Origin of the sequence: Parasutterella muris (genome assembly GCF_943193095.1) — a bacterium.
GTDB classification, from domain to species: domain Bacteria; phylum Pseudomonadota; class Gammaproteobacteria; order Burkholderiales; family Burkholderiaceae_F; genus Parasutterella; species Parasutterella muris.
On the sequence record NZ_CALPCV010000008.1, the window covers coordinates 75,544 to 85,503 of the forward strand.

12 protein-coding genes and 3 tRNA genes are annotated in these 9,960 nt (G+C 51.4%); 5 read left to right on the forward strand and 10 right to left on the reverse strand.

Annotated elements, in window-relative coordinates; genetic code table 11:
* Positions 1–22 precede the first annotated feature (22 nt).
* The 5 genes from NFR90_RS04640 to ffh are packed head-to-tail and all read right to left on the reverse strand — an operon-like array spanning position 23 to position 4,345.
* Positions 23–745, reverse strand: a complete 723-nt coding sequence (locus tag NFR90_RS04640) for a hypothetical protein (RefSeq protein WP_251451039.1) — start codon at positions 743–745, stop codon at positions 23–25.
* Complete coding sequence (ruvB, locus tag NFR90_RS04645) at positions 738–1,769, reverse strand: Holliday junction branch migration DNA helicase RuvB (protein ID WP_251451041.1); 1,032 nt, start codon at positions 1,767–1,769, stop codon at positions 738–740. The genes NFR90_RS04640 and ruvB overlap by 8 nt, the downstream gene beginning before the upstream one ends.
* 6 nt (positions 1,770–1,775) lie before the next feature.
* Complete coding sequence (ruvA, locus tag NFR90_RS04650) at positions 1,776–2,348, reverse strand: Holliday junction branch migration protein RuvA (RefSeq protein WP_251451043.1); 573 nt, start codon at positions 2,346–2,348, stop codon at positions 1,776–1,778.
* Positions 2,345–2,959 carry a crossover junction endodeoxyribonuclease RuvC gene (gene ruvC, locus NFR90_RS04655; RefSeq protein ID WP_160335803.1) on the reverse strand — a complete coding sequence of 205 codons (615 nt, stop codon included), beginning with the start codon at positions 2,957–2,959 and terminating at the stop codon, positions 2,345–2,347. The genes ruvA and ruvC overlap by 4 nt, the downstream gene beginning before the upstream one ends.
* A gap of 3 nt (positions 2,960–2,962) precedes the next feature.
* Positions 2,963–4,345, reverse strand: coding sequence for a signal recognition particle protein (gene ffh / locus NFR90_RS04660; protein ID WP_251451045.1), 1,383 nt, complete (start codon positions 4,343–4,345; stop codon positions 2,963–2,965).
* A 63-nt stretch (positions 4,346–4,408) separates the two neighbouring features.
* On the opposite strand from ffh, the gene NFR90_RS04665 reads away from it, so the two are divergent.
* The 5 genes from NFR90_RS04665 to NFR90_RS04685 are packed head-to-tail and all read left to right on the forward strand — an operon-like array spanning position 4,409 to position 6,929.
* Positions 4,409–5,236 carry a cytochrome C assembly family protein gene (locus NFR90_RS04665; protein ID WP_251451047.1) on the forward strand — a complete coding sequence of 276 codons (828 nt, stop codon included), beginning with the start codon at positions 4,409–4,411 and terminating at the stop codon, positions 5,234–5,236.
* A gap of 9 nt (positions 5,237–5,245) precedes the next feature.
* Entirely contained in the window at positions 5,246–5,500 is a 255-nt protein-coding gene (locus NFR90_RS04670; protein ID WP_251451049.1) for a PP0621 family protein, read from the forward strand.
* Positions 5,501–5,505: 5 nt separating this feature from the next.
* A complete protein-coding gene (gene ampD, locus NFR90_RS04675) occupies positions 5,506–6,072 on the forward strand; it encodes a 1,6-anhydro-N-acetylmuramyl-L-alanine amidase AmpD (protein WP_251451051.1) in 567 nt (188 codons plus the stop codon).
* A 51-nt stretch (positions 6,073–6,123) separates the two neighbouring features.
* Complete coding sequence (locus NFR90_RS04680; protein ID WP_160335798.1) at positions 6,124–6,654, forward strand: YggT family protein; 531 nt, start codon at positions 6,124–6,126, stop codon at positions 6,652–6,654.
* A gap of 53 nt (positions 6,655–6,707) precedes the next feature.
* Positions 6,708–6,929 (forward strand): hypothetical protein, encoded by a 222-nt coding sequence (locus NFR90_RS04685; protein WP_160335797.1) that lies wholly within the window; start codon positions 6,708–6,710, stop codon positions 6,927–6,929.
* A 187-nt stretch (positions 6,930–7,116) separates the two neighbouring features.
* On the opposite strand, the gene NFR90_RS04690 is transcribed toward NFR90_RS04685, so the two are convergent.
* The 5 genes from NFR90_RS04690 to NFR90_RS04710 form a co-directional block, all read right to left on the reverse strand.
* Positions 7,117–8,757: a carbon starvation CstA family protein gene (locus NFR90_RS04690; RefSeq protein WP_160335796.1), complete on the reverse strand. Its 1,641-nt coding sequence runs from the start codon at positions 8,755–8,757 to the stop codon at positions 7,117–7,119.
* Between the two features lie 136 nt (positions 8,758–8,893).
* Positions 8,894–9,295, reverse strand: coding sequence for a DUF8052 family protein (locus tag NFR90_RS04695; RefSeq protein WP_251451053.1), 402 nt, complete (start codon positions 9,293–9,295; stop codon positions 8,894–8,896).
* Between the two features lie 330 nt (positions 9,296–9,625).
* Positions 9,626–9,701 (reverse strand) — tRNA-Asn (locus tag NFR90_RS04700).
* Between the two features lie 53 nt (positions 9,702–9,754).
* Positions 9,755–9,830 (reverse strand) — tRNA-Asn (locus tag NFR90_RS04705).
* A 53-nt stretch (positions 9,831–9,883) separates the two neighbouring features.
* Positions 9,884–9,959 (reverse strand) — tRNA-Asn (locus NFR90_RS04710).
* Position 9,960: the final 1 nt, after the last annotated feature.

Here is a 9,960-nt window from a genome sequence, read left to right on the forward strand (position 1 = left end):
GGACGGTTGGCTCTCTCGTCGGTTACGCCCGATTTTTCGGCGGAACCCGAACGGTGAATGTATAGCAGTAGTCGCCGATCGCGTCGAGCTTGTAGCGCTCGCCCTTAATAAGAACGTAGTAGAGACCGTCCTTGACAACCAGGAATGTCGGGTGAACTGAGAAGCCTTCCCCGGAGGCGTACATCACAAAATCACGGCGGCTGTCTTCCACGGTTTTTCCGGGTGTCTGATAAAGACCGACTAAAAAGAATTCTCCGAAATAATCATTGGACACATCAACCTTGTCGTAGATGGAGACCGCTTCGATACTCTCGATGGTTTGAATCTGAAGTCCGACGAGCGTGTCCTTGGCAATTTTTCCGAGTTTCTCAGGAATTGCCTGAAAGTCTTCGCGTTTACCGATCACAATCAGCGCGACTGTCAGCTCTCCGTCATCGGACTCCACGTCGGTGGAGTAGCGCGGGAAGCACTGAACCTGACGCACGCCGACGCAGGTGAGTTTCATAACAAAGAGGAATTCCTCCGGATAATCAGCCTGCGCGGAGAAGTTCGGATGCATGGTGATTGAGGCTTGAGCCATATTATTCGGGCAGGCCGAGGCCTCAAGGTCTGAAACATCGTTCCAAGTCTGACGAGCCTCTTCTTCGAGTGCAGTGACGTTGTCACTGAAGTCGTAGGGTTTTTCAGCGCGTTCGAGACGCGATTTTCTTTCTTCTGAGTTGAGAATTGAGAAATGATTAGTCATCGAAAGAGAATCCTAGGTTGAAATTTCGTTTATCTATGCCAAAGTGCTGGTAAGCTTTTAAAGTGGCCACTCGGCCTCGGGGGGTTCTCTGAACAAAGCCTTCCTTAATGAGGTAGGGCTCCACCATATCCTGCAGTGTGTCGGACTCTTCGCCGACGGCAGACGCAAGGTTTTCGATTCCGACCGGACCGCCTTCGAACTTATCGATAATCGCCAGAAGGAACTGACAGTCAAGGCTGTCGAGTCCGATCGGGTCGACTTCAAGCATAGTAAGCGCGGCCTGAGCGATTTCTTTGGAGAGTCTGCCCTGATGTTTTACTTCGGAGTAATCGCGGATGCGCCGCAGCAGACGGTTGGCGATACGCGGTGTGCCGCGGGATCGGCGCGCGATTTCTTCGGCCGCGCCTTTATCGTCATCCATGTTCAGAAGACGCATGGAGCGCAGCACGATCGAGGTCAGATCTTCGGGTGAGTAGTACTGAAGCTGTGCACGGATTCCGAATCGATCCTGAAGAGGCTTGGTGAGGGCGCCGGCTCTCGTTGTCGCGCCGACCAAAGTGAAATGCGGCAGGTCGATCTTGATGGAGCGGGCAGCGGGGCCTTCACCGATCATGATGTCGAGCTTGAAATCTTCCAGAGCGGGATAAAGAATTTCTTCGACGACCGGGGAGAGGCGATGAATTTCATCGATAAAAAGGACATCGTGGGGCTCGAGACTTGTCAGCATGGCCGCCAAATCACCGGCCTTTTCCAATACAGGACCTGAGGTTTGACGAAGTTTGACGCCGAGCTCGTTGGCGATAATGTTCGCGAGCGTGGTTTTGCCCAGACCCGGAGGTCCGAACAGCAGCACGTGGTCAAGCGCTTCTCCTCGCTTGCGTGCGGCGGTAATGAACAAGTCTAGCTGTTCGCGAATGTTGTCCTGTCCCGCGTAATCCTTGAGACGCGTCGGCCGCAGGGCTTTATCGATTACTTCGTCCTTGCGCGTTTTATGTTCCGACAGGAGGTCTTTATCCGTAGTCATATGTGATTAACCTTTTTGCGCAAGCTGACGCAGACAGAGTCGAATTCCCTCGGAAGCATCCACGTCTGCGGGCACCTGTTTGGCGGCAAGACGAGCCTCTCGGTCGCTGAAGCCGAGCGCGGTGAGTGCCTGAATGATTTCGCTCTGAACGTTGGAGACGGGCGAGGAGACGGCGGTCACCAGCACTTTGTCCTTGAGTTCGAGCACCATGCGTTCTGCGGTCTTCTTGCCGATTCCGGGAATCTTGGTGAGCAGTCCGACTTCTCCGTTGGCGATCGCGTTCCCGATGTCTTCGGCAGACATGGAGGAAAGAACCGCAAGTGAAATGCGCGGACCGATGCCGCTCACCTTCATCAGCAGCTTAAAGACTTCTTTTTCCTGAGCGGTCAGAAAACCGTAAAGCAGCTGAGCGTCTTCACGCACGATCATAACCGTGGAGAGAAAAACCTCCTCTCCGATGTCGGGCAGGTTGTAAAAGGTTGACATCGGCACATCGATTTCGTAGCCGATACCGCCGCACTCCACAACAATCTGGGGCGGATTTTTCTGAAGAATTTTTCCTCTAACGGATGCAATCACTTTTCTTTTCCTTCGTAAAGCCGCGTCCATTCGTTTCTGGAGCGGCGGGAGCTGGAGCCGCGCCGAGCCGTGCCGGTTCCGCTGGAGCCGACTTTATTAGAAAGAGCAGGGACACGATCAAGCAGGATACTGGAGTTGGCGTAACAAATTGCCGCGGCAAGCGCGTCGGCTTGGTCCGAGGAAAGATCCTCTTCGATATGCAGGTGAAATTTAACGAGTTCCTGCACCTGATCTTTGGTGGCGGCGCCGTATCCGGTTACCGACTTTTTAATTTCACGTGTGCTGAATTCCCGACACGCCAGTCGGTGAACGGCGGCCGCCGTCATTGCCGCGCCTCTTGCGTGGGAAAGCAGCATACTGGACTGAGCGTTGGAGTTCAGAAATGTTTTTTCGATCGTGGAAACCATCGGTGAATAAAGCTCAATCAGTTTTCCGAGTTCGCTGAAAATATAACCGAGCCGCTCTGAAAGTTCTCCTTTAGGCGTCACGATGACGCCTGAGGCGACGTGTCTGAGCACGCCCGGAACATAATCCACAAAACCGTAGCCTGTGAAGTTCAGTCCCGGGTCGATACCCAGAATTCTTACCGCATGTACCGCCTTATCATCCACGTTTTAGAAGCCTCCCATACCGGGGAAGCGGCCTCCCAAGTTTCTGAAAGCGCGCATCATCTTGCCCATGCCGCCTTTTTTCATCATTTTCATCATTTCGCGGCTCTGTTCGAACTGTTTGAGCAGTTTATTGACTTCCTGCACGCTAGTGCCGGCGCCGGCCGCGATTCTGCGCTTGCGGCTTGCCTTGATGATTCCCGGCTTGCGTCTTTCATGCGGCGTCATTGAGTTGATGATGCCTTCGGTTCTGGCGATCTGTTTTTTAGCGGCTTCGTCATCGACCTGGCCTGCGGCCTGAGCGAACTGAGCCGGCAGTTTTTCGATCAGCGAGGAGAAGCTGCCCATGTTTTTAACCTGAGCGAGCTGATCCTTGAAGTCTTCCAGTGTGAAGGTGTCGCCCTTGCGCATTTTTTCAGCAAACTTCTGGGCTTTTTCCACGTCCACGTTCTTACGAACTTCGTCGACCAAGGAGACGATGTCGCCCATGCCGAGAATGCGTCCGGCCATGGCCTGCGGATCAAAGCGCTGGAAGCCGGTGAGTTTTTCGCCGACACCGATGAATTTGATAGGTTTTCCGGTGACCATGCGCACGGAGAGCGCGGCGCCGCCTCTGGAGTCGCCGTCAACCTTGGTGAGGATGACACCCGTGAGCGGAAGTTTCTCGCCAAACGCCTTAGCGGTGTTCACCGCATCCTGACCGACCATCGCGTCAACGACGAAGAATGTTTCAATCGGATGCAGGAAGTTTTCGAGTTCGGCCACTTCGTTCATCATCTGTTCATCGATGGCAAGGCGGCCGGCCGTATCGACAATCAGCACATCGTAAAAGTGCAGTTTGGCGTAATCGAGCGCTTTCTTTGCGATGTCGAGCGGTTTTTCGTCAGTCGAGCTTGGGAAGAAAGAGATACCGGCCTGTTCGGATACGGTTTTTAACTGTTCGATAGCGGCGGGACGGTATACGTCAGCGGAAACGGTCAGGACTTTTTTCTTCTTTTCTTCGGAGAGCCACTTGCCAAGTTTGCCTGCGGTGGTTGTCTTACCTGCGCCCTGCAGACCGGCTAAAAGAATCACGGCGGGCGGCTGAACGGATAAGTTGATCTCGCGGGCGGATTCCGGGTCTGAACCGCCGATGACCTGCGTCAGTTCGTCGTGAACGATTCCGACCAGAGCCTGTCCCGGAGTAAGGCTGGTTTGAACTTCCGTACCGAGGGCCTTTTCCTTGATTCGGGCAATCAAATCGCGTACGACAGGAATAGCGACGTCGGCCTCAAGCAGGGCGATTCGGATTTCCCGAAGCATTTCCTGCATATTGGATTCAGTCAGGCGAGCCTGTCCGCGGATGGTTTTTACAACTTTACTGAGACGCTGAGTAAGAGAATCTAGCATTACATTAAGTCTTGTTAAAGAGTTAAGTCATACAATACTGAAAACAGATAATGAGTCGTACCTATGACACTAAATGCCATATTTTACGTTTTTGCGGCCTGCTTGTATTTAGCGGCTGCATTCGGAATTTACAAAACGTTGCAAGAGCCGTCGCCCGAGACAAAGATCTGGGTAAAACCGCTGATTACAGGCGGTCTGATGATCCAGACTTATCTCATCTACGAAGCGCTTTTCCTTCACGGAACCCCGCACTTCGGTTTAGCGCTGGCGCTGTCCGTCACACTGGGCACCTGTACGCTTCTGCTGCTTTTGGAAAGTTTCTTTTCTAAGATCGGTTCGATGCTGGTTTTTGTGCTTCCGCTCTCTGCGGTGAGCATGCTGCTTCCCCTGATTATGCCGGGGTCACCCTTGGGGCCGGAAACCTCCACGTTCGCTTTTCGCATGCATCTGCTGCTTGCGATTCTGGCCTATAGCGTCATGACCATGGCGGTTTTAGAGGCTTTGCTTTTAATGGCCGCGCACAAGCGCGTCCGCTCCAAGGCTTTTACGGAGCCGACTGAAGACGGCAAAGTCAGTATTCTGGACAACATGCCGAGCGTGATGAGTATGGAAAGTACGCTCTTTCGTTTGATCTGGGTCGGTTTTATTGTTCTGACGGCGGCGATTCTTTTCGGCGCGATTTTCTCCAATGAGCTCAGCGGTGAAGCTTTCCGTTTTGACCATAAGACTGTGACCACCTGCATGGCGTGGCTGATATTCGGGATTCTTTTGCTCGGTCATCATGTGTTCGGCTGGAGAGGTCGTTTTGCGGCCCGCTGGACGGTTATAGGATTTGTGGTGCTGATGATTTCCTATATTGGCGTCCGTCTTGTGCTTGAGATCGCACAGTAGGAGAAGTTCATGTTCAAGATTCTGTTTTTTGCTGCGATTGCGGCCGTTATTTATTTCGGCTGGCGTTCTGTTCGTATGAAGCAGATGGAGCTGGAGAAACGTCTGGATCAGCAGGAAAAGTCGGTTCAGAAAACCCAGCAGAGCGGAGAGCGCATGGTGCAGTGCGCCAATTGCGGAGTTTATGTTCCTGAATCGGAAGCGATCAGAATCGGCAGAGACTACTATTGCTGCCGCGAGCACGCTGAAGCCGGCAGGAGGCGTTAAGCATTATGAAAATTGACTCGGACGGCTGGTGTGATGAGGCCTGTATTCGTATTTCACCGCACTTTAACGAGCGCCCTCAGAATGAAAAAATCTCTCTAATTGTGATTCACAACATCAGCTTGCCGCGCGGTAAGTTTGGTACGGGCTATGTGGACGCTTTATTTCAGAACACTCTGGACTGTGAGGCGGATCCATCCTTTTCGGACTTGGAAGGGCTGCACGTTTCCTCGCATTTTTTTATTGACCGCAAGGGACAGCTCTTTCAGTATGTCTCCTGCTTGGATCGGGCGTGGCACGCCGGAGTTTCGAGATTTGCCGGGCGGGAAGGGTGCAATGATTTTTCGATCGGCATTGAGCTTGAAGGAACCGACGATATTGCGTACACGGACGAACAGTATCAGATGCTTGCGCTTCTGACGGATACGCTTGCGGACACTTATCCGATTACCGATATTACCGGTCACGCCAACATCGCACCGCAGCGCAAGACGGATCCGGGCGCTTCGTTTGATTGGATAAAATTTGAACGTCTTTGTAAAACGGGAAAACTGATTAGTTATCCGTTCGTTTAGACTAATAAGTTAAATACTGAAACACGACTACTAGGGAAAGGTCTATTAACTGTGGCTGGCACATTTCTTTTTACATTAAAACTTCTGTGCTCTGTTTTCGGCAGCCTGCTTCTGCTGAGAGCGTATCTGCGCTATCTCGGAATTCCCGGGAACGATCCGCTCGTGTCGTTTGCTCATTCTCTGACGCAATGGGCGGTTGAGCCGGCATCCAAGTTCATTAAGCGCACCCGCAATATTGAATGGCCGTCAATTTTTGTCTGCTATTTGGTCGCGGTGATTTATCAGTTTTTCCACTGGCTGATGGGTTCCGGCCACGGCGGTGTTTGGCCGTTTGTATTTGGTTCTGCGGTTTTAGTCGTTTATTGGGCGATTGAGCTGGCGATGTGGGCGACGGTGCTCTTTTGTATTTTTTCTTGGGTTAATCAGGCTTCGGCCAACTATCGTACGCTGAGTTATCTCTGTTATCCGATTCTTGCGCCGTTTAAGAAAGTGATTCCGGTTTGGCGCAACATTGATTTTTCCGGGGTCGCATTTATTATTCTCGCCAACATTGTTTTAGCGCTGATTACGCCGCTGACCTAATTTTTAGCATCACACAATATGGAGCTGTCAGAGCTTGGGAAGATTCCGGGCTCATGACAGCTTTCTTTTTGTCTGATAGTGAGTACGTACTGACTCACGACGGCGACGTGAAATCAGGCGCATCTCAAATGGTGAGCGTTCGAACACTTGAAAACACGTGCAGGATGTCGCAAAAAATTGGCAAAAAATTTGTGCATCTGAACAATTCGCTTGATTGGATTCTCAATGGTTCGAACGATGAAAATACGGAGTTTGACGATCTGCTGTCTTTATAAAAAGTCTTGTGTCGCAAGGATTGTGCTGCATCCGAGGCTCAACTTCCAAATCCAGATGCGCCTCAAACGGTGAGCGTTCGAATGCTTGAGAACACGTACCGAGATGCCGCATAAGGCGGCAAATACACAGAACAAATAAAAACCGCCGAGGCCGATAAGCCGCGGCGGTGAACCGCTCAATTATGAGTTACTGCTGATTCTGCGCTTGTGCAGAGGCATTTATTCTGTTTTCTTCTCCGAAAACGCGGAAAGCTTCGACGGCAAGCGCTGCGGAAAGAACGGCCAGAACAGTGGAAACTCCGACGATCAACCAGTTTTTACCAAGGTTGGCGTAAATGAGTTGGCCGAGCGAGCAGAAAGTGACCGCAAACATGAAATACATCGGAATTGTGATCATGAGGTGGTTGCGCTTGGATTTCTTTAACCAAGCGGCAATTGCGAGCAGCGCAAGAGCGGCAAGCATTTGGTTTGCGGTACCAAAGATCGGCCAAATGGTCAGGTAAGAACCGGTCGACATGATCCAGGCAAGCGCGATGGTGATGCCGGTCGCGACATAACGGTTGGAAACAGCTTTACCAAGCGGAGAGTTCGCTCCGGCTTTGGTTGTGACCATTTCCTGGAAAATGAAGCGGCCAAGTCGTGTCGCAGTATCCAGAGTGGTCAGCGCAAAGGCGGAAATGGTCAGAGCGACAAACTCCTTGGAGAGATTGAAGTCCAGACCAATCGCAGTCATGAAGGTGGCAGTACCCTGAGAGAAGGCGTTGACAGGGCCGCCGTTTTTAAGCAGTTCGGGCAGCTTGTCAGCCGAAACATAAGCGACGGAAATAATCGCGCAGATGGCGAGCAGACCTTCAATTAGCATCGAACCGTAGCCGATGAGCTTGGCGTTGCGTTCATTGTCGAGCTGCTTGGAGCTGGTTCCGGAACTGACCAGAGAGTGGAAGCCGGAAATAGCGCCGCATGCGACAGTGACAAAAAGAACCGGGAAGAGCCACTGTCCGCCGCCTAAATCAAATCCGACAAAAGGAGAAATTTCCATTTCAGGCTGATACAGACAGATACCGATAAACGCGGCGGCAATCATGATGTAAAGCAGGAAGGAATTCAGATAGTCGCGCGGCTGCAGAAGAATCCAAACCGGAGCGATGGACGCAACAAAAATATAGCCCATCATCAGAAGCAGCCACACGTCCTTTGAAAGCGTGATCGGGAAAATGTGACCCAGCCAAAAAGCGGCGGCCATACCGATGAGACCAATGACAGTGCCGACGGCAAGAGACATGCCGGAGCGATAAACGAGCAGGCCGAATGCAACGGCTAAGACAATAAAGAGCAGAGATGATGATCCGGCGCCGGGGTTGGCGACAAAAGTCGCAGCAACAATGTTGGCAAAAGCCGCAATAATGACCAGAAGCGTCACCCATGCAAAAATTGCGAACAGAAGTTTTGCGCGTTCACCGATGTTCGAGTCAATAATCTGACCGATACTCTGTCCTTTATGACGCAAAGAGGCAACGAGAGAGCCGTAATCGTGGACGCCGCCGAAGAAAATGCTTCCGACAATAATCCAGAGTGTGACTGGGACCCAGCCGAAAACCGCTGCGGTAATGGGGCCGACAATTGGGCCCGCGCCGGCGATTGAGGAGAAGTGGTGGCCGAGCAGTACCGCAGGCCGTGTAGGAAGATAGTCAATCCCGTCCTTTTCTGTTTCGGCAGGAGTTTTCCTGCTGGGGTCTACGCCCCACTGTTTGGCCAGCCATGAGCCGTAAGTGAGATAAGCGATTAAAAAGATAACCGCTGACCCCAATAAAATGGTAACGCCATTCATTTATGCACCTTAGAATTGTTCGTCAGTTGAATTAGAGAAGTCATGAAAGAACGAAATTTTTCTTGATCTTCTTTCCAAAGGGATTTGAGTAAATATCTCCTTTGGAGAGATCGATCAAAATAATCGCAAGATCGGCTCATCCGCGAAGCGTGAACCAAAAGTCCTTGTGATATTTCGTTTTTTCAAGCTTACGGATTACTTCGGTCGGAATCTCTTTTTCAGAGATAAGAGTCGCCGTAAAAATAGAGGACATGTGTGATTCGTCCGCCGGAAGTCTGTCAATCAGTCTTTTGAACCGATTGAAACAGGTTTGAATGTCTTCTTCACGGATTCCGTCTGGGAAGACTTCAAGCCCGACATATTCATCATTGTTGATCGTATACAGCGAAACGCTTTTGGCTAGAAAATATTTCTGCGAGGTTCGATTGTGTTCAGCCCATACCGCCAACGATGAGAGCTCATCCGATGGCGGCTGCTTAAAATCAAACGACGCGGTCAGTCTCTGTTCCATAAGGCTGACGTATTCTGAAGCGTTCATTGCATCTCGCGGTATTACAGATGAATTTATTTTATCTTCAGGAAAAATTCATAAAGCGGTTTCTCTCTAGATATTTCCCTGATAAAAAGTGAGTCGGCTGCTCGTATGGATACCCTTGAGCGGGCGGCGGTTCGTAGATTGGAGACACTGGAAGACAAAGCTTGCGCAGAGTGGCAGAAGATCCGTCGGCAGAGCGCTGCAGAATATTTTCGATTCAGTCACAAGCTCAAAACGGGCTTCGCAATTGAAAGGAAAGAGCAAAAAGGCTTCGTGCGCAAAAACGCCGCGGAAAAAGAAAAACGCCGTCAAAAAACGGCGTTTCGAGAATTCTGGCTCCCCGAGTTGGACTTGAACCAACGACCTGCGGATTAACAGTCCGTCGCTCTACCGACTGAGCTATCGGGGAATCGCACGGAGCCTTGCGGCACCGGAAATAAAACCGCTTTCGCGGCCTGAGTATGGCTCCCCGAGTTGGACTTGAACCAACGACCTGCGGATTAACAGTCCGTCGCTCTACCGACTGAGCTATCGGGGAATCGCACGGAGCCTTGCGGCACCGGAAATAAAACCGCTTTCGCGGCCTGAGTATGGCTCCCCGAGTTGGACTTGAACCAACGACCTGCGGATTAACAGTCCGTCGCTCTACCGACTGAGCTATCGGGGAA

Excerpts from the sequence above, each read along its gene's own strand:
- NFR90_RS04690 (WP_160335796.1), bottom strand. The coding sequence starts at position 8,757 with ATGAATGGCGTTACCATTTTATTGGGGTCAGCGGTTATCTTTTTAATC.
- NFR90_RS04665 (WP_251451047.1), top strand. The coding sequence starts at position 4,409 with ATGACACTAAATGCCATATTTTACGTTTTTGCGGCCTGCTTGTATTTA.
- NFR90_RS04670 (WP_251451049.1), top strand. The coding sequence starts at position 5,246 with ATGTTCAAGATTCTGTTTTTTGCTGCGATTGCGGCCGTTATTTATTTC.
- ffh (WP_251451045.1), bottom strand. The coding sequence starts at position 4,345 with ATGCTAGATTCTCTTACTCAGCGTCTCAGTAAAGTTGTAAAAACCATC.
- ruvB (WP_251451041.1), bottom strand. The coding sequence starts at position 1,769 with ATGACTACGGATAAAGACCTCCTGTCGGAACATAAAACGCGCAAGGAC.
- NFR90_RS04695 (WP_251451053.1), bottom strand. The coding sequence starts at position 9,295 with ATGAACGCTTCAGAATACGTCAGCCTTATGGAACAGAGACTGACCGCG.
- NFR90_RS04640 (WP_251451039.1), bottom strand. The coding sequence starts at position 745 with ATGACTAATCATTTCTCAATTCTCAACTCAGAAGAAAGAAAATCGCGT.
- ampD (WP_251451051.1), top strand. The coding sequence starts at position 5,506 with ATGAAAATTGACTCGGACGGCTGGTGTGATGAGGCCTGTATTCGTATT.
- NFR90_RS04685 (WP_160335797.1), top strand. The coding sequence starts at position 6,708 with ATGACAGCTTTCTTTTTGTCTGATAGTGAGTACGTACTGACTCACGAC.